This is a genomic window from Nocardioides sp. Z13_37, from assembly GCF_058355585.1.
Window position 1 is genome coordinate 943150 of the sequence record NZ_JBZGDV010000001.1, and the last position, 16460, is coordinate 959609.

A 16460-nucleotide genomic window follows, 5' to 3' on the forward strand; every position below is an offset into this window, starting at 1 on the left:
CCGCCGACGGACCGGCACCCGATTTCCTCCTGCAGGAGCTCCCGTGTCCCTCGGCATGCCCGACGCCGTCTCGTCCGTCCTCGTCTCGGCCCTCGACGGCCTGGCGCTGCGCCAGAGCGTCATCGCCGACAACATCGCCAACGTCGACACCCCCGGCTTCCGCGCCACCAGCGTCGACTTCGAGTCCTCGCTCGCAGCCGCCCTGCAGCACGGTGAGATGCCCGCCTCCGGCGTGGCCCCCGTCGCCCGGGCGACCAACGCGCCGGTCGGCCAGGACGGCAACAACGTCGACCTGCGCAAGGAGTCGCTGGCCGCGGTGCAGTCGCAGTTCCAGTACCAGGTGATGACCCGCGCGGTCTCGGACCGCGCCTCGCTGCTCTCCGTCGCGGCGGGGGCCATGTGATGGGCGCCTTCGACATGCTGCGCATCGCCAACAGCAGCCTGGGCATGCACCAGACGTGGCTCGACGCGCTCGCGCACAACATCGCCAACGCGTCCACCGTCCGCGCCACGAGCGAGGACGCCTTCCAGGAGCAGCTCGTGGTCGCCACGGCCCGCCCCGACGGCGGCGTCGAGGTGAGCGGCATCGAGCTCGGCGACGCCGAGGGCATCCTGCAGCACGCCCCCGACCACCCCCTCGCCGACGTCGACGGCATGGTGCGCGTGCCCGGCATGGACATGACGGTGCAGATGACCAGCCTCGTGCAGGCCCAGCGGGGCTTCCAGGCCTCGGTGCAGGTCACCCGCACCGCCCAGGACACCTACACCGCCGCCCTCCAGATCGGACAGCGCTGATGAGCATCGGTGGCATCGAGGCGATCAGCGGCTTCATGCCGCTCGCCGCGCCCGTCGTCTCCGCCCCGTCGACGGCCTCCGCGCCGGCCTCCGGCGCCGACTTCGGCAGCATGGTGCTCGACGGGATCGAGCGCCTCGAGGGGATCCAGGACTCCGCCGACACCCTCGCGGTGCAGGCCGCGTCGGGCACCCTCCCCAACATCCATGACTACACGCTGGCGGCGACCGAGGCCGAGGTCGCGACCAAGCTGACCGTCGCCGTGCGCAACAAGGCGATCGAGGCGTTCACCGAGATCATGCGGATGCAGGTCGGCTGATGAGGACCGGCGTCACCCGCGTGCTGGACCGCCTCCGCCGCTCCTTCGCGCTCTTCAGTCCCGGCCAGAAGGTCGTCGCCGTGGTCGGCACCGGCGCGCTGCTGCTGGCCGCCGTCATGGTGTTCCGCTGGGCGTCCGCGCCGTCGTACGCCCCACTGTTCTCCAACCTGTCCGCCGAGGACGCCTCGGCCGTGGTCGAGCAGCTCGAGGCGGACGGCGTCGACTACGAGATCGGCGGGGGCGGCGGCACCATCTCCGTGCCCCGCGACCGGGTCTACGCCACGCGCATCGCGCTGTCCGGCGAGGGCATCCCCTCCGGCAGCAGCGACGGTGGCTACGCGCTCCTCGACGGCCAGGACATCTCGACCTCGCAGTTCAAGGAGCAGACCGACTTCAAGCGGGCGATGGAGGGCGAGCTCGCCGCCACGATCGAGTCCATCGACGGCGTCGACGCCGCCGACGTCCTCCTCGCCCTGCCGCCCAAGCAGGTCTTCGCCGACGAGCAGGACCCGGCGACCGCGTCGGTGCTCATCGACTCCGGCGGCCGCACGCTCACGCCCGACCAGGTGCAGGCCGTGGTGCACCTCGTCGCCTCCAGCGTCGACGGGCTCGACCCGGCGAAGGTGACCGTCGCCGACGCCACCGGCCGGGTGCTGTCCGACAGCGGCGACGGGGCCGGCGGGCTCAGCAGCGGCCGCAACCGGCAGGTGCAGGACTACCAGGACCAGCTGGCCGCCAAGGCGCAGTCCATGCTCGACCGGGTCTTCGGCCCGGGCAACTCGTCCGTCCAGGTCACCGCCGTGCTCGACTTCGACAAGGTGGTCAGGGAGACCACCACCTACGGGCGGAAGAACGCCCCGACCCTGTCCGAGTCGGTGCAATCGGAGACCTACTCCGGCTCCGCCGCGCCCGGCACGGCCGGTGGCGTCGTGGGTCCCGACGCCCAGCTCGAGACCGGTGGCGCCGGCGGCGACGGCAGCTACAACAACTCCGCCACCGTCCGTGAGAACGGCGTCGACAAGGTCGTCGAGCAGTCGGAGACCTCACCCGGGTCCGTCGAGTCGCTGCACGCTGCCGTCGTGATCGACACCAACTCCGCGGTCGCGGTGGACGCCAGCGAGATCGACGCGCTCGTGTCGTCGGCCATCGGCATCGTGCCCGAGCGCGGCGACACCATCGAGACCTCCAGCGTCCCCTTCGACACCTCGATCAAGGAGGCCAACGCCGCCGCGCTCGAGCGGGCCGCCGCCGAGGAGGCGGCCGCCAAGCGCAACGCCTGGCTGCGCAACGGTGCGCTCGGCGGCGGTGTCCTGCTGCTGGTGTGCCTGGCGTGGCTGCGCGCGCGCCGCAGCGCCCAGGCCCGCGAGCACGCGACCACCTACGTCGTCGAGCAGCTGCGGCAGGAGCAGGCGGCGCGTGCCGCGCTGCAGGCGTCGCAGGTCGTGGACGACGCGCCGACCGCGCTCGCGATGGCGCCCGTCGTGGAGCCCGTGGACGGGATGCGGGACGAGCTGGTCGCGCTCGTCGAGCGCCAGCCCGACGAGGTCGCCTCGCTGCTGCGCGGCTGGCTCGTGGAGCGTCCCTGATGAGCGTCGCGACCGGGCCCGGGGCCCGCAAGGCCGCCATCGTGCTGGTGCGCCTGGGCAAGGACCGGGCCGCGGAGGTCCTCTCCCACATGAGCGAGGAGGAGGTCGAGGCGGTCTCCGCCGAGATCGCCCAGCTCGCCGCCGTCGAGCCGGCCGAGGCGCAGACGGTGATGGGGGAGTTCTCCGACCTGCTCTCCGCCCGCCGCCGCCAGCTCCAGGGCGGCATGGACCTCGCGCGCGACCTGCTGCAGCGCTCCCTGGGCGACGAGCGCGCCGAGGAGGCCGTGCAGCGGCTGCACGCACGTGCGGTGCAGCTTCCCTTCCAGCTCCTCAGCCGGGCCGACCCCGCCCAGCTGCGCTCGTTCATCCGCGACGAGCACCCGCAGGTCATCGCGATCGTGCTGGCCCACATGAGCGCCGAGAAGGCGTCGCTGGTGCTCTCCGGCCTGTCGTCGGAGCTCCAGGCCGAGGTGGCGCACCGCATCGCGACGATGGACCGCGCCAACCCGGCGGCGGTGCGGGTCGTGGAGTCCGTGCTCGAGCGACGGCTCTCCTCGGTGCTGGCCCCCAGCAACGCCTCGCGCGTCGGCGGGCTGGGCCCGCTCGTCGACATCATCAACCGCGCCGACCGCTCCACCGAGCGCCAGATCGTGGCGGGGCTGGAGTCCCTCGACGCCTCGCTGGCCGAGGAGGTGCGCAGCCGGATGTTCGTGTTCGACGACGTCGTCGGGCTCTCGGACCGCGACGTGCAGCAGGTGCTGCGCCAGGTGGACACCGCCCAGCTCGCGCTGGCGCTCAAGGGCGTCTCGACGCCGGTGCGCGACAAGATCACCCACAACCTGTCCGAGCGCGCGGCGGAGAACGTCCTCGAGGAGGTCGAGATCCTCGGCCCGGTGCGGCTCACGCAGGTCGAGGAGGCCCAGCAGGCCATCATCGCCACCATCCGCTCGATGGAGGAGCGCGGCGAGGTCGTGGTGCGAAGGGCAGGCGACGATGAGTTCGTCGACTGAGGCCCGCGCAGGCGCGGGCACCGCGGCACTGCCGGTCCTGTCGACGCTGCGGATGCCCGAGCTGCAGACGGTGGAGACCAGCCGTGCGGCGGCGCAGGCACAGGGCTACGCCGTCGGCTGGGCGCAGGGACGACGCGAGGCCGCGGCTGCCGTGGCGGCCCAGGCCGACGAGCTCGCTGCCCGCTCAGCGGCCGACGAGGCTCGTCGCGAGGCCGAGCACGCCGCCGCCGTGGCGGCCCTCCGGGAGGCGGCGCGGGCCGCGCACGAGCTGCTCGCCGACGCCTGCCGGCGCGTCGACGACCAGGCCGGCGCCCTCTCCCTCGAGCTCACCCGCGCCCTGGTGGGGGCGGCCCAGCCCGACCCCGCGCACGTCCTCGGACGAGTCCTGGGACTGCTCCCCGAGCACGCGATCGTCTCGGTGCGGCTGCACCCCGACGTCGCCGCGCTTGCCGACGACCTGCGCGAGCTGTCCGTCGCCGTCGTGGCCGACCCGACGCTCGGGCGCGCCGACGCGGTCGCCCACGCCGACGACCACGTCGTCGACCTCCGCGTCGACGAGGCGCTCGCCCGGCTGGCCGAGGTGCTGCGATGAGCGTGCTGACGCCCGACCTGCGAGCCCGCGCCCACGACGCCATGGCGCCCCTCCGGCTCGGCCGTGTCGCCGAGCTCCTCGGCCTCCGGCTCCGGATCACCGGGCTGCCCGCGGCCGTCGGCGACCTGGTCTCGGTCGAGGGCGAGACCACCGTCCTGGCCGAGGTGGCCGCCAGCGGTCCCGGCGGCCTGACCTGCCTGCCGCTGGGCAGCACCACCGGCCTGCGGGTCGGCGACGTCGTACGCCACACGGGCGGACCGCTGCTCGTGCGGGTGGGCGACGAGCTGCGCGGGCGGGTGCTCGACGGACTGGGACGTCCCCTCGACGGCGGACCGTCGCTCGACCACCTGCCGCAGGTCGGCGTGTCCCAGGCCGCCCCCGCCGCCCTCAGCCGCCCGCGCATCGACCACCAGGTCGGCCTCGGCGTCCGCGCCCTCGACGCCCTCACGCCCTGCGGCCGTGGCCAGCGCATCGGCATCATGGCCGGCTCCGGGGTCGGCAAGTCGAGCCTGCTCTCGATGGTCGCGCGCGGCACCGACGCCGAGGTCTCGGTCATCGCCCTGATCGGCGAGCGCGGCCGCGAGGTCCGCGAGTTCATCGACAACGACCTCGGCCCCGAGGGCCTGGCGCGCTCGGTCGTCGTCGTCGCCACCTCCGACGCACCCCCGGTCGAGCGCCTGCGCGCGGCCGCCGTCGCCACCCGCGTCGCCGAGCACTTCCGCGACAGCGGCAAGCACGTGGTGCTGATGATGGACAGCCTCACCCGCGTCGCCATGGCCCAGCGCGAGATCGGCCTCTCGGCGGGCGAGCCGCCGGCCACCCGCGGCTACCCGCCCAGCGTCTTCACGCTGCTCCCGCAGCTGCTCGAGCGGGCCGGCACGTCGCCGACCGGCAGCATCACCGGGCTCTACACCGTGCTGGTCGAGGGCGACGACATGCAGGACCCGATCGGCGACACCGCCCGATCGATCCTCGACGGCCACGTCGTGCTGTCGCGCCGCCTGGCGACCGCCGGCCACTTCCCCAGCATCGACGTGCTCGAGTCGATCTCGCGGGTCACCGGTGCCGTCACCGACGCCGACCAGCGCGCCGACGCCACCCGGCTGCGGCGCCTGCTGGCCGCGCACCGCTCGGTCCGCGAGCTCGTCGAGATCGGCGCCTACGTCGCGGGCGCGGACCCCGACGCCGACGTCGCGCTCGCCCGGATGCCCGCGATCGACGCGTTCCTCCGCCAGGGCATGGACGAGCCGAGCGACCTGGCGGCCACCTGGCAGCGCCTGCGGGAGCTGGTGGCCTGATGGCCCGCGACACCGACCCGGACGCCGGGATGCGCGCCGTCGCCCGCGTGCGCGGCGTGCGCGAGCAGGACAGCCGCCTCGGCGTGGCCCGCGCCGCCGCCGACGAGCGCGAGTCCGCACGCCGCCTCGACGCGGTCGTCGCGCGGCTCGCCTCCGCCTCCGCGCCGCCGGTCGCCGACCCGGGGGCGTACGCCGCCGCCAGGCGCGCCGCCGCCGCGCTCGCCGCGGACGTCACGGCGTCCCGTGCCGCCCTCGCGTCGGCCGCGACGCTCACCACCCTCGCGCGCGAGCACTGGCAGCGCGACCGCACCCGCCTCTCGGCCGTGGAGCTGCTGCTCGAGCGGCGCGCCGAGCACCGCCGCGCCGACCGGCTGCGACGCGAGCGCGTCGAGGTCGACGACCTCGTCGCCGCCCGCTGGATGCGCGCCCGGCCCACAGACCCCCTGACCGACCCCCTGACCGACCCCCTGACCGACCCCAGCGCCGGAGGCGCCGCATGAGCATCACCGACGTCACCGCCCGCATCTCCCAGATCCAGGCCCAGCTCGCCCTGCTGCCGCGCGCCGGCGGCGTGAACGGCGCCGGCGCCTTCACCGACGTGCTCTCCCGCACGACGGCGGCATCCGCGGCCGGCGCCCCGGCTGGGGCACCCGGACCGGCCGGGTCGGTGACGGGCGACCAGGTCGTCAGCCGCGCCCTCGAGCTCGTCGGGCTGCCCTACGTGTGGGGCGGGACCGACCCCGAGCGTGGCGTGGACTGCTCCGGGCTCGTGAAGTCCGTCTACTCCACCTTCGGCATCGACCTGCCTCGGCTCTCCGCCGACCAGGCCCGCGCCGGCACGCCGGTCGCGAGCCTCGACCAGGCGCTGCCGGGCGACCTCATCGCCTGGGACAACTCCAGCCGCAACGTCGGCGCCGACCACATCGCCATCTACATCGGCAACGGGATGATGATCGAGGCGCCCCGCCCCGGCGGCGAGGTGCAGGTCGTCCCCGTGACGACGCCGCCCGACTACATCCGGCGCGTGCTCGCCGACCCCGCGCCGTTCGCCTCCACCCCGGCCACCGCGCCGACGGCGGCCACGGCGCCGGGCGCCGCCCCCACCGGCACGCCCTACGCCGACCTCTTCCACCGCGCGGGCACCTCCCGCGGCGTCGACCCCGCGCTCCTCGCCGCCGTGGCGCGCCAGGAGTCGGGCTTCGACCCGAGCGCGGTGAGCGCCGCCGGTGCGCAGGGACTGATGCAGCTGATGCCGGCCACGGCCCGCGGCCTCGGAGTCGCCGACCCGTTCGACCCGGCCCAGGCGGTCGACGGGGCGGCGCGGCTGATCGGCGACCTGCTCACCCGCTTCGGCTCCGTCGAGCTGGCGCTGGCCGCCTACAACGCCGGTCCCGGGGCGGTGATGCGCTACGACGGGGTGCCGCCCTACCCGGAGACGCGCGCCTACGTGCAGTCCGTGATGACCAGCTGGCAGGGGGCCGCATGAGCACCGTCTCGACCGCGCCCGGACCCGCCGCCACACCGGCCGGCCGGATGCCCGGGGTCACTCCCACGTCCCCTCCCACTCCGACCCGGAGGCCCGGCCCGAACGGCGACCAGCCCGGTCCCGCCGGGTTCGCGGCACTGGTCGCGCAGCTGCTCGCGGGCCGGACCGGCGACCTCGTGGCCGGCGCCGCCGCCGGCGCGACGACGCCACCGGCCGCCGACGCCACCACCGCGGAGGCGGAGGACGGCGAGGAGACCGCGCCCACCGACGCGTCCGCCGCCGTACCCGGCCTGGCGCCCCTCGGCGTCCCGACCGCACCGGTCGCCCTCGTGGCGCCCCACCTCGCCCCGGCGCTCGCCGAGGCGGCGCGCGCCGCGGGCGTCCCCACGTCCGTGGCGGAGACGTCCGTCGTGGTCGACCCGTCCGCACCGGGCCATCCCGGTGGCCCCGACGCCGTTCCTGCCCCCGGCGGTGCGACCACCGGTCCGGCCGGCACCGGCGCGGGCGCCGGTCCCGCTGCCGGCGCGCCCGCCGCCGACCTCCCGGACGCGGCTCAGGGGACCGCCGTCGCGCCCGCCGAGGGCGCCGGTCAGGCACCGGCGCCCGGTGCGTCGTCCAGCCCGGCGACCACCGCGGCGACCGGGCTGTCCGCCGCGGCGCCGACCACGGTGTCGACGACGCCGGGCGCCGCCGCGGCGACGCCCGCGCCGGCCCCGTCCGCCGTCTCCCAGGTCGTGCCGGAGATGACCCGCCTGGTCTCGCAGGGCAACGGCGTGCACCGGCTGACCATGCGCCTGCAGCCTGAGGCGCTCGGCGAGGTGCGGGTGACCCTCACCGTCCGCGACGGCGCCGTCCAGGTGCGGTTCAGCGGCGGCGACGAGGCCGTCCGCGCCCTCACCGACGGGGCACCCGAGCTGCGCCGCGTGCTCGAGCTCGCCGGCGCGAGCGAGGCGCGCGTCGTCGTGCGCGACCTCGCCGGTCAGGCCGCGACCCCGGCGCCGGCGGGCTCGGGCAGCGGCAGCCACGACCCGTCGTACGACTCGCGCAGCGGCGCGGGCGAGGACACCCCGTCCCCGGGAGGGGACACCGGACAGCACGACCGCCGCGCACGGACGCACGGCGGAGCAGGAGCCACGGACGGCCTCACCGACGGAGCGACCGCGCTCCGTCCAGACCCGGTCGGCGGTGCCCGACAGGGCATCGACCTGACCATGTGAGGAGGAGTCGTGTCGATCTCCGCCACCGAGGCGTCGACCACCACGGCCAACGCATTCCCCACGGGGACGTCGGCCTCGTCGGCGTCCGCCGAGGACAAGCAGATGTTCCTGGAGCTCATGGTCGCGCAGCTGCGCTACCAGGACCCGCTCAACCCGACCGACTCCGGCGCGTTCCTCGCCCAGTCGGCGCAGTTCACCGCGCTGGAGAAGATGCAGGACGTCTCCGACCGCGTCGGTGCGCTGCTGGGCTCTCAGATGGCCTTCGGCGCCGGCGCGATGGTCGGCCAGCAGGTCTCGTGGATCGACGCCGACGGCGTGACCACCCACTCCGGTGCCATCGCCGGGGTCACCTTCGGCGCGCAGGGCCCCGTCTTCGAGATCGACGGCGCCCAGGTGCCGCTCGCCCAGCTCCTCTCCGTCGGCACGACCACCTCGTCCGGCACCACTCCCGGCACCACTCCCGAGTCCACCGACCCCACCACGGCCTGAGGCCGTCACCGAAAGGACCGCACCATGCTCCGCTCGCTCTTCTCCGGCATCAGTGGCCTGCGCGCCAACCAGACGATGCTCGACGTCACCGGCAACAACATCGCCAACGCCAACACCGTCGGCTTCAAGGCCTCCACCACCGTCTTCCAGGACACGCTCAGCCAGGTCATGCGGGGCGCCGCCGCGGCCGGCAACGGCAACGGCGGCACCAACCCGATCCAGGTCGGCCTGGGCGTGCAGGTCGCCGCGACCCGCGGCAACTTCACCCAGGGCTCGGCGCAGGCGACCGGCTCGGCCACCGACCTGATGATCCAGGGCGACGGGATGTTCGTGCTCGGCTCGGGCGACGAGCGGGTCTACACCCGCTCGGGCGCCTTCACCTGGGACGAGGCCGGCAACCTGGTCTCCGCCAGCGGCAAGAAGGTGCAGGGCTACGCCCCCGGTGCCACCGGTGGTGCCCTGATGGACGTCAACCTCGACGCCCTCGCCGCCAGCCTCCCGGCCGGCGTGGAGATGACCTCCTACTCGATCGGCAGCGACGGCGTGGTCCGGGGCACGTTCTCCGACGACGTGCAGCGCGACATCGCCGTCGTCGCGGTCGCCGACTTCACCAACCCCGCCGGGCTCGAGCGGGTGGGCGAGACGGCGTTCCGGGCCAGCGCCAACTCCGGCGCCCCCGAGCTCGGCGTCGCCGGGCAGGGCAGTCGCGGCGACCTCGTGGGCGGCGCCCTCGAGATGTCCAACGTCGACCTGTCGGCCGAGTTCACCAACCTGATCCTCGCCCAGCGCGGCTTCCAGGCCAGCTCACGCGTGATCACCACCTCCGACCAGGTGCTCGAGGAGCTCGTCAACATCAAGCGCTGAGCGCACGGAACCTCCGGCCGTCTCCTCCGCTGTCGACGGGATCGTGGAAGATCCGAGTCACCAGGTGGCTCGGATCTTCCACGATGTCGGAGTCCACGCGGCTGGAGCGACCACGTCCGCGCAGCACGCGGATCCGGTCGCCGGTTCCCCTCAGGTCGGGGGACCGGCGACCGAATGCATACGACGAGGCCCACGGACGGGCCTCGTGTTTCTCGCACAGGGATGGTGCACCGACATGATTGTGTTGACCCGGCTCTCCGGCTCGGCGTTCGTGCTGAACGCCGACCTGATCGAGCGACTCGACAGCACGCCGGACACGGTGGTGACGCTCGTCGACGGCAAGAAGTACGTCGTCGCCGAAGGCCTCGCCCAGGTCGTCGACCTGGTGCGCGCCTGGCGCGGCGGCATCATCGCCGCGAGCACCGGCCCCGAGGCTCACGCCTGGGCGCAGCGCGGCCACCTCGCCGCCGTGCCCAGCGGCTCCGCGACGGGGGTGGAGGACTGATGGATCCGGCAACCCTGATCGGGGTCCTGGCGGGTCTCGTCATCATCGTCGTCGCCAACATCATGGAGGGCGGCGACCCCACGAGCCTGCTGCTCGCCCCGCCGATGCTGCTCGTCCTCGGCACCACGCTGATGGTGACGATGGCCGGCGGCACGATCGCCGACGCCAAGAACGCGGTGCTCTCGCTCAAGACCGCCTTCACCGCCAAGGTGCGCCCGGCCGGCGAGGTCGTCCCGATGGTCGTCGCGCTCGCCGAGAAGGCGCGCCGCGAGGGCCTGCTCGCACTGGAGGAGGACCTGAAGTCGGTCGACGACCCGTTCCTCGTCAAGGGGGTCACGCTGGCCATCGACGGCACCGACCCCGAGGAGGTGCGCGACATCCTCGAGGCCGAGGTGCGCGCCGGCAAGGCGAAGGGCAGGCAGTCCGCGAAGTTCTTCGCCGACGCGGGCGCCTACGCCCCGACGATCGGCATCGTCGGCACGGTGATGGGCCTGGTCCACGTGCTGGAGAACCTCGCGCAGCCCGAGGAGCTCGGCCACCTCATCGCGGCCGCCTTCATCGCGACCCTGTGGGGCGTCATGTCGGCCAACGTCATCTGGCTGCCCATCGGCAACCGCCTCAAGCGGCTCACCGAGCTCGAGGCGGCCCGCATGGAGCTCGTCATCGAGGGGGTCGCGGCCATCCAGGCCGGTGCCAACCCGCGGATCATCGCCCAGAAGCTGTCCTCCCTCCTGCCGGCCGGCGAGCAGCCCGCCGACGCGAAGGCGGCCTGACGTGCGCGGGGCAGCGTCGTGAGCACCGGGTCGCGCCGGCGTCGGGTCGAGGAGCCCGAGGAGCACGAGAACCACGAGCGGTGGCTGGTCACCTACGCCGACATGGTCACGCTGCTGATGGTGCTGTTCATCGTGATGTTCTCGATGAGCGTCGTCGACGAGCGCAAGTTCAACGCCCTCAAGGCCGGCCTCGCCGCCGGCTTCGGGGAGTCCACGTCGGTGATGACGGGCTCGGAGTCGATGCTCGAGCAGCCCGGCACCGCCTCGATCGCACCGGTGCGTGCCGAGAACTTCCCCGGGTCCTCGCCGAGCGCCCAGCGCGCCCAGCAGGCGCTGGCCGCCCAGGAGCAGCAGTACGCCGACGCGCGTGCCGAGCTCGCCCGGCTCGACGAGCTCGGCGACGCGCTCGCCCGGGCGCTGCGCCGCGCGGGGCTGGCCAACGACGTCACCCGCAGCGTCGACGACCGCGGCCTGGTGCTGAGCCTCACCTCGCGCCACGTCGTGTTCGAGCCCGACCGCGCCGAGCTCAGCCGCCGCGGCCGGCGGGTGCTCGAGGCCGTCGCACCGGTCCTCCGCGCGAGCACCGAGGACCTGCGCATCGACGGCCACACCAACCAGGTGCCGGTGAAGCCGCGCTACTTCGCCACCGACTGGGACCTGTCCTCGGCGCGCGCGGTGACCGTGCTGCGCTACCTGCAGGAGGTCGGCGGCCTGCCCGGCGAACGCCTCAGCGCGGCGGCCTTCGGCCACGAGGACCCGCTCGTGGACCCGACCCGGGCCGGGTCGCAGCGGGTCAACAAGCGGGTGGACATCGTCGTCCTCTCCGCGCTGCCCGCCTCGTCGCGCGAGCTGCTCGACGACGTCGCGGCCACCGGCACCACCCCCGACTCGACCACGCCCGACTCGACCACTGGAGGATCGTCATGAGCACCACGCTCGACCGGCCCACCGCGACCGCGGCCGAGGTCGCCGCACCCAGGAGCGGCACGAAGAAGCTCGTCCTCGTCGGCCTGGCGCTGGTGCTGGCCGCCGCCGGCTGGTGGTTCCTGCTGAAGCCCAGCCCGCCCACGGAGCCCGCGCCGGGCGAGGTGATGACGATGGAGCCGATCCAGGTCAACCTCGCCGACGGCCACTACCTCCGCATCGGCATCGCGCTCCAGCTCTCCGCCGACGCCCACGGGGCCGAGGGGAGCAAGGCGCTCGACGCGACGATCGACCTCTTCAGCGGCCTCGACCAGGCGCAGCTGGCCAAGGCAGGGGAGCGCCAGGAGCTCAAGGACAGGCTCGAGGAGCGGCTGCACGAGGACTACCACGGCGACGTGCTGGAGGTGTACTTCACAGAGTTCGTCACCCAGTAGTCCTCAAGTCGGTCCGGACCGGGCCGATGGGTGGTGCGTGACCTCCCAGCCGCCCCGCGACGACCTGCGCACACCCGTGCACCCCGGTGCCCGGGCGCGCCGGCGCGCCCGCGGCGGCGTGACGCCGACGGCGTACGACTTCCGCCGTCCCGTGCAGCTCTCCCGCGAGCACACCCGCCTCCTGCAGGTGTGCCTCGACGGGTTCGCGCGCCAGATGGCGACGGTCGTCACGTCCGCGCTCCGCACGGTCTGCACCGCGCAGCTGCTCGACGTGTCCCAGCGGACCTACGCCGAGCACGTCGACTCGCTGGACGAGCTGACGTACGCGGTGACGCTGAGCGCCGAGCCGCTGCCCGGGCACGCGCTGCTCGAGCTGCCGCTGCCGGCCGTGATGAGCGCGATCGACCACATGCTCGGCGGCGCCGGCGCCGGCGTGCAGCCGCGACGCCCGCTCACCGAGCTCGAGTCGGCCGTCGTGCACGACCTCGTCGTGCGGCTGCTCGACGAGCTCTCCCACAGCCTCGCCGGCATCGTCGCCACCACCCCGGCCGTCGTCGGCGTGGAGTACGACCCCCGGCTGGCGCAGGCGGCCACCCCCGGCGAGGCGGTCGTCGTCGCCGCGCTCGACCTCGTCGTCGAGGAGCGCCGGCACCGCGTGACGCTGTGCCTGCCGCTCGCGGGACTGCACCCCCACCTGGTGCGCGCCGCGGCCCCTGCACCGGTCACCGACAAGGAGCGCCAGCAGCGCTCCCGGTCCGCCGAGCTCGTCGACCGGCGCCTCCGGGACGTCCCGGTCGACGCCGTCGTCCGGTTCCGCCCGTCCCACCTCGCGTCCGCCACCCTCGCCGCCCTCGCCGTCGGTGACGTGGTGCGCCTGGGCCACAACGCCACCGCCCCGCTCGACGTCGTCGTCGGCGAGACCACCTTCGCCCAGGCCACGGCCGGCACCCACGGTGCCCGGCTCGCGGCGCTGGTCGTCGGCACGACCAAGGAGAACGCATGAGCACCCTGACCGACACCACCGCCGAGCAGGTCGCCGGACCCGTCTCGGCGGCCGCCGCGGCGGCCGCCGGCGTGCTGCCGGCGCCGACCGCCCTCACTGCCGGCACGCCGGTGCCCGGCGGTCCGGACGCCGTGGACGGCTTCGCCGGGGCGGTCGTCGCCGACCTCCACCTCCCGGGCGCGCCGCGCCTGGCCGTCCTCGTGGGTGCCGACCTCGTCGAGGCCCTCGCCGGCAGCCCGCTCGGCGGCCTCGACCTCGCGGCGGCCACGCAGCCGGCCCTCGACGCCGCCGCCGTCGCGCTCGGCACCCGGTGCGGAGCCGCCCGCGAGGTCGCGGTGGAGCTCGTCGGGTCCGACATCGCGGGCCCCTCCACGGCGGTCCCGCTCCTGGGCGACGGCGTGCCGTGCGGCGCGCTGCTCGTGTCCGACGTGGCGATCGCAGCGGCCGTCGCGCTCGCCGGGGACGCCCCTGCGGCCCGCGAGGAGAGCGTCGTGCCGGCGGTGTCCCGCGGCATCGAGATGCTGCACGGGGTCGACCTCGAGGTCGCGGTCGAGCTCGGCCGCACCCGGATGACCGTGCGCGAGCTGCTCGCCCTCTCGCCCGGCGACGTCCTCGAGCTCGACCGCGCCGCCGGCAGCCCCGCCGACCTGCTGGTCAACGGCCGCCTCATCGCGCGCGGCGAGGTCGTCGTCGTCGACGAGGACTTCGGACTGCGGATCACCGAGATCGTCGACGACAGCGCGGCGGGCTGACGTGCTCGAGCTGACCGTACGACTGATCGCCTCGCTGGCGGTCGTCGTGGGACTCCTGCTGCTGCTCGCCCGGCTGGTCGGCAAGCGCTACGGCGCCCGTGCCGGCGCCCCGGTGCAGGTCGTGCACCGGCAGCCGCTCTCGCGCAGCGCCTCCGTCTCGGTGATCACCGTCGGCGGCCGGGTGCTGGTGCTCGGCAGCACCGACCACCAGGTCAGCCTGCTCGCCGAGCTCGACCCCGCCGACCTCGACGAGGCGCTGCTCGGCGACGAGCTGCCTGCCGTCGACGTCGCCGAGTCACCCGCGCCGGGTCCGGTCGCCGTCGCCGACGCCCGGCGCGGGGCCCACCGCGCCGCCACCCCCGCCGTACGACGTACGTCGTCGGAGGACGGCACGTTGTCCGGGTCGGTCCTGTCCGTGCAGACGTGGCGCCAGGCCGTCGCCGCCGCCACGGGCAAGGCGTCGTGAGCGCGCGCAGGCGGGTCGCCCGGCTCCTCACCCGGCTCCTGGTCGCCACCGTGGCCTCGGCCCTGGGGGCCGTCGCCGTGCTGCTCGGCCTCGGCGCCCCCGCCGCCGCGGCGGCCCCGTCCGCCGGCACCGTGTCGAGCGAGGCGAGCGCGGCGACCGTCGTGGTCGCGGCGCCGATGACGCCCACGGCGCCCGACGGCCCCCGCGGCCCGCGGGGCCCCAACGGCCCGGGCGGCGGGAACAGCTCGGTGACGATCGATCTCGACGGCCTCACCGACAAGCCCAGCACGCCGGTCACCGTCATCCTGGCGCTGTCGCTGCTCTCGCTGCTGCCGGCGATCCTGCTGACCTGCACGAGCTTCACCAAGGTCCTGGTCGTGCTCGGGCTGACCCGCAACGCCCTCGGCCTGCAGGGCATCCCGCCCAACCAGGTGCTGGCCGGGCTCGCCCTCTTCCTGTCGCTGTTCATCATGGCGCCGGTCCTGGGCCAGATGAACGACACCGGCGTCCAGCCCTACCTCGACGGCGACAAGACCGCCACCGCGGCCTACGAGGACGGCGTCGAGCCGCTGCGCGACTTCATGCTCGACCAGACCGGGGACGACGAGCTGCGGCTGCTGACCAACGTGGCCGGGCGCGACCTTCCCGCCGACCGCGACGACGTGTCGATGGCGACCCTCGTGCCGGCCTTCGTGCTCAGCGAGCTCAAGCAGGCCTTCATCATCGGCTTCATCGTCTTCATCCCGTTCCTCGTCATCGACATCGTGGTGAGCGGGGCACTGATGGCGCTGGGCATGATGATGATGCCGCCGGTGATGGTGTCGCTGCCCTTCAAGCTGCTGCTCTTCGTCCTCGTCGACGGGTGGGGCCTGGTCATCACCTCCGTCGTGTCGAGCTATCGGTAGGCCGCCATGACCGACACCACCGTCATCAGCATCGCCCTCCAGACCATGGTGGTCGCGCTGAAGCTCAGCGCGCCGATCCTGGTGACCGCGCTGGTCATCGGGTTCACCATCTCGCTGTTCCAGTCGATGACCCAGATCCAGGAGTTCACCCTCGCCTTCGTGCCCAAGCTGGTCGGCGTCGGCATCGCGCTGCTGATCTCGGGCGGCTGGATGCTGCAGACGCTGGTCGACTTCACCGAGGACCTCTTCGACCTCGTCCCCACGCTGCTGGGCTGAGCCGTGACCCTGACCGTGGCGGGCGAGCCGCTGCTGGCCTACCTGCTGGCGTCCGTGCGGATCATCGCCTGGCTCGCCCTCGTGCCGCCCTTCGCCGGCCGCGCCGTCCCGCTCATGGCCAAGGTGGTGCTCTCGCTCGGCCTCGCCTTCGCCGTCGTGCCCTCCGTCGAGGGCGGCAGCATCCCGACCGCGACGGGCGGCCTGCTCCTGACCACCCTCACCCAGGTGGTCGTCGGCTCGGCGCTCGGCCTGGTGACGTACGTCCTGCTGGCCGCAGTCGCGACGGCGGGCTCGCTGATCGACACGTTCGGCGGCTTCCAGCTCGCCCAGGGCTTCGACCCGCTGTCGATGAACATGAACACCGTCTTCGGCAAGCTCCACCAGATGCTCGCGGTGATGATCCTGTTCGCCACGGGCGGCCACCTGCTGGTCCTCGGCGGCCTGCTGCGCACCTTCGACGTGCTGCCGCTCGGTGAGGTGCCGCGCCTCGAGGGCGCCTCGCACGTGCTGCTGACGGCGTTCGGCATGTTCTTCGTGACCGCCGTGCAGATCGCGCTGCCGCTCGTGGCGGTCCTCTTCGTCGCCGACCTCGGGCTCGCGCTGCTCACCAAGGTCGCGCCGCACCTCAACGCCATCAACGTGATGTTCCCGGCCAAGATCGGCCTCACCCTGCTGCTGCTCGGCCTGTCCTTCCCCGTGCTCCCGGAGGCGGTCTCCCGCCTCGTCGACCTCGCCAACGAGTCCCAGTTCACTCTCGTGGGTGGGTGA

At 74.2% G+C, this 16460-nt stretch carries 22 protein-coding genes; all 22 read left to right on the forward strand.

The window, feature by feature from the left end; translation table 11 throughout:
- Positions 1 to 43 precede the first annotated feature (43 nt).
- The 22 genes from flgB to AC4H2S_RS04495 all read left to right on the forward strand — a co-directional run bounded on the left by flgB (position 44) and on the right by AC4H2S_RS04495 (position 16460).
- A complete protein-coding gene (gene flgB, locus AC4H2S_RS04390) occupies positions 44 to 403 on the forward strand; it encodes a flagellar basal body rod protein FlgB (RefSeq protein ID WP_491495731.1) in 360 nt (119 codons plus the stop codon).
- Positions 403 to 795 (forward strand): flagellar basal body rod protein FlgC, encoded by a 393-nt coding sequence (locus AC4H2S_RS04395; RefSeq protein ID WP_491495732.1) that lies wholly within the window; start codon positions 403 to 405, stop codon positions 793 to 795. Before flgB ends, AC4H2S_RS04395 begins: the two co-directional genes overlap by 1 nt.
- Positions 795 to 1112, forward strand: coding sequence for a flagellar hook-basal body complex protein FliE (fliE, locus tag AC4H2S_RS04400; RefSeq protein ID WP_491495733.1), 318 nt, complete (start codon positions 795 to 797; stop codon positions 1110 to 1112). The genes AC4H2S_RS04395 and fliE overlap by 1 nt, the downstream gene beginning before the upstream one ends.
- Positions 1112 to 2698 carry a flagellar basal-body MS-ring/collar protein FliF gene (fliF, locus tag AC4H2S_RS04405; RefSeq protein ID WP_491495734.1) on the forward strand — a complete coding sequence of 529 codons (1587 nt, stop codon included), beginning with the start codon at positions 1112 to 1114 and terminating at the stop codon, positions 2696 to 2698. Before fliE ends, fliF begins: the two co-directional genes overlap by 1 nt.
- Positions 2698 to 3708, forward strand: a complete 1011-nt coding sequence (gene fliG / locus AC4H2S_RS04410; RefSeq protein ID WP_491495735.1) for a flagellar motor switch protein FliG — start codon at positions 2698 to 2700, stop codon at positions 3706 to 3708. Before fliF ends, fliG begins: the two co-directional genes overlap by 1 nt.
- A complete protein-coding gene (locus AC4H2S_RS04415) occupies positions 3692 to 4300 on the forward strand; it encodes a FliH/SctL family protein (RefSeq protein WP_491495736.1) in 609 nt (202 codons plus the stop codon). The genes fliG and AC4H2S_RS04415 overlap by 17 nt, the downstream gene beginning before the upstream one ends.
- The gene (locus AC4H2S_RS04420; protein WP_491495737.1) at positions 4297 to 5598 is read left to right on the forward strand and encodes a FliI/YscN family ATPase; all 1302 of its coding nucleotides are present in this window, start codon (positions 4297 to 4299) and stop codon (positions 5596 to 5598) included. Before AC4H2S_RS04415 ends, AC4H2S_RS04420 begins: the two co-directional genes overlap by 4 nt.
- Positions 5598 to 6098, forward strand: coding sequence for a flagellar FliJ family protein (locus tag AC4H2S_RS04425; protein ID WP_491495738.1), 501 nt, complete (start codon positions 5598 to 5600; stop codon positions 6096 to 6098). Before AC4H2S_RS04420 ends, AC4H2S_RS04425 begins: the two co-directional genes overlap by 1 nt.
- The gene (locus tag AC4H2S_RS04430) at positions 6095 to 7084 is read left to right on the forward strand and encodes a transglycosylase SLT domain-containing protein (protein ID WP_491495739.1); all 990 of its coding nucleotides are present in this window, start codon (positions 6095 to 6097) and stop codon (positions 7082 to 7084) included. Before AC4H2S_RS04425 ends, AC4H2S_RS04430 begins: the two co-directional genes overlap by 4 nt.
- Positions 7081 to 8301: a flagellar hook-length control protein FliK gene (locus AC4H2S_RS04435; RefSeq protein WP_491495740.1), complete on the forward strand. Its 1221-nt coding sequence runs from the start codon at positions 7081 to 7083 to the stop codon at positions 8299 to 8301. The genes AC4H2S_RS04430 and AC4H2S_RS04435 overlap by 4 nt, the downstream gene beginning before the upstream one ends.
- A 9-nt stretch (positions 8302 to 8310) precedes the next feature.
- Entirely contained in the window at positions 8311 to 8790 is a 480-nt protein-coding gene (locus tag AC4H2S_RS04440; RefSeq protein ID WP_491495741.1) for a flagellar hook assembly protein FlgD, read from the forward strand.
- Positions 8791 to 8814: 24 nt separating this feature from the next.
- A complete protein-coding gene (locus AC4H2S_RS04445) occupies positions 8815 to 9654 on the forward strand; it encodes a flagellar hook protein FlgE (RefSeq protein WP_491495742.1) in 840 nt (279 codons plus the stop codon).
- A gap of 235 nt (positions 9655 to 9889) precedes the next feature.
- Positions 9890 to 10159, forward strand: a complete 270-nt coding sequence (locus AC4H2S_RS04450; protein WP_491495743.1) for a flagellar FlbD family protein — start codon at positions 9890 to 9892, stop codon at positions 10157 to 10159.
- Positions 10159 to 10932, forward strand: a complete 774-nt coding sequence (locus AC4H2S_RS04455) for a motility protein A (RefSeq protein ID WP_491495744.1) — start codon at positions 10159 to 10161, stop codon at positions 10930 to 10932. Before AC4H2S_RS04450 ends, AC4H2S_RS04455 begins: the two co-directional genes overlap by 1 nt.
- Before the next feature lie 18 nt (positions 10933 to 10950).
- Positions 10951 to 11859: an OmpA/MotB family protein gene (locus AC4H2S_RS04460; protein WP_491495745.1), complete on the forward strand. Its 909-nt coding sequence runs from the start codon at positions 10951 to 10953 to the stop codon at positions 11857 to 11859.
- The gene (locus AC4H2S_RS04465; RefSeq protein WP_491495746.1) at positions 11856 to 12290 is read left to right on the forward strand and encodes a flagellar basal body-associated FliL family protein; all 435 of its coding nucleotides are present in this window, start codon (positions 11856 to 11858) and stop codon (positions 12288 to 12290) included. Before AC4H2S_RS04460 ends, AC4H2S_RS04465 begins: the two co-directional genes overlap by 4 nt.
- A 37-nt stretch (positions 12291 to 12327) precedes the next feature.
- Positions 12328 to 13293 (forward strand): flagellar motor switch protein FliM, encoded by a 966-nt coding sequence (locus AC4H2S_RS04470; RefSeq protein WP_491495747.1) that lies wholly within the window; start codon positions 12328 to 12330, stop codon positions 13291 to 13293.
- Positions 13290 to 14045, forward strand: coding sequence for a flagellar motor switch protein FliN (gene fliN / locus AC4H2S_RS04475; protein ID WP_491495748.1), 756 nt, complete (start codon positions 13290 to 13292; stop codon positions 14043 to 14045). The genes AC4H2S_RS04470 and fliN overlap by 4 nt, the downstream gene beginning before the upstream one ends.
- Before the next feature lies 1 nt (position 14046).
- Positions 14047 to 14511 (forward strand): flagellar biosynthetic protein FliO, encoded by a 465-nt coding sequence (locus tag AC4H2S_RS04480; protein WP_491495749.1) that lies wholly within the window; start codon positions 14047 to 14049, stop codon positions 14509 to 14511.
- Positions 14508 to 15416, forward strand: coding sequence for a flagellar type III secretion system pore protein FliP (fliP, locus tag AC4H2S_RS04485; RefSeq protein ID WP_491495750.1), 909 nt, complete (start codon positions 14508 to 14510; stop codon positions 15414 to 15416). The genes AC4H2S_RS04480 and fliP overlap by 4 nt, the downstream gene beginning before the upstream one ends.
- Before the next feature lie 6 nt (positions 15417 to 15422).
- Entirely contained in the window at positions 15423 to 15692 is a 270-nt protein-coding gene (gene fliQ, locus AC4H2S_RS04490) for a flagellar biosynthesis protein FliQ (RefSeq protein ID WP_491495751.1), read from the forward strand.
- Between the two features lie 3 nt (positions 15693 to 15695).
- Positions 15696 to 16460, forward strand: a complete 765-nt coding sequence (locus AC4H2S_RS04495; RefSeq protein ID WP_491495752.1) for a flagellar biosynthetic protein FliR — start codon at positions 15696 to 15698, stop codon at positions 16458 to 16460.

Excerpts from the sequence above, each read along its gene's own strand:
- AC4H2S_RS04395 (WP_491495732.1), top strand. The coding sequence starts at position 403 with ATGGGCGCCTTCGACATGCTGCGCATCGCCAACAGCAGCCTGGGCATG.
- fliE (WP_491495733.1), top strand. The coding sequence starts at position 795 with ATGAGCATCGGTGGCATCGAGGCGATCAGCGGCTTCATGCCGCTCGCC.
- fliF (WP_491495734.1), top strand. The coding sequence starts at position 1,112 with ATGAGGACCGGCGTCACCCGCGTGCTGGACCGCCTCCGCCGCTCCTTC.
- fliG (WP_491495735.1), top strand. The coding sequence starts at position 2,698 with ATGAGCGTCGCGACCGGGCCCGGGGCCCGCAAGGCCGCCATCGTGCTG.
- AC4H2S_RS04415 (WP_491495736.1), top strand. The coding sequence starts at position 3,692 with ATGAGTTCGTCGACTGAGGCCCGCGCAGGCGCGGGCACCGCGGCACTG.
- AC4H2S_RS04420 (WP_491495737.1), top strand. The coding sequence starts at position 4,297 with ATGAGCGTGCTGACGCCCGACCTGCGAGCCCGCGCCCACGACGCCATG.
- AC4H2S_RS04425 (WP_491495738.1), top strand. The coding sequence starts at position 5,598 with ATGGCCCGCGACACCGACCCGGACGCCGGGATGCGCGCCGTCGCCCGC.
- AC4H2S_RS04430 (WP_491495739.1), top strand. The coding sequence starts at position 6,095 with ATGAGCATCACCGACGTCACCGCCCGCATCTCCCAGATCCAGGCCCAG.
- AC4H2S_RS04435 (WP_491495740.1), top strand. The coding sequence starts at position 7,081 with ATGAGCACCGTCTCGACCGCGCCCGGACCCGCCGCCACACCGGCCGGC.
- AC4H2S_RS04445 (WP_491495742.1), top strand. The coding sequence starts at position 8,815 with ATGCTCCGCTCGCTCTTCTCCGGCATCAGTGGCCTGCGCGCCAACCAG.
- AC4H2S_RS04450 (WP_491495743.1), top strand. The coding sequence starts at position 9,890 with ATGATTGTGTTGACCCGGCTCTCCGGCTCGGCGTTCGTGCTGAACGCC.
- AC4H2S_RS04455 (WP_491495744.1), top strand. The coding sequence starts at position 10,159 with ATGGATCCGGCAACCCTGATCGGGGTCCTGGCGGGTCTCGTCATCATC.
- AC4H2S_RS04465 (WP_491495746.1), top strand. The coding sequence starts at position 11,856 with ATGAGCACCACGCTCGACCGGCCCACCGCGACCGCGGCCGAGGTCGCC.
- fliN (WP_491495748.1), top strand. The coding sequence starts at position 13,290 with ATGAGCACCCTGACCGACACCACCGCCGAGCAGGTCGCCGGACCCGTC.
- fliQ (WP_491495751.1), top strand. The coding sequence starts at position 15,423 with ATGACCGACACCACCGTCATCAGCATCGCCCTCCAGACCATGGTGGTC.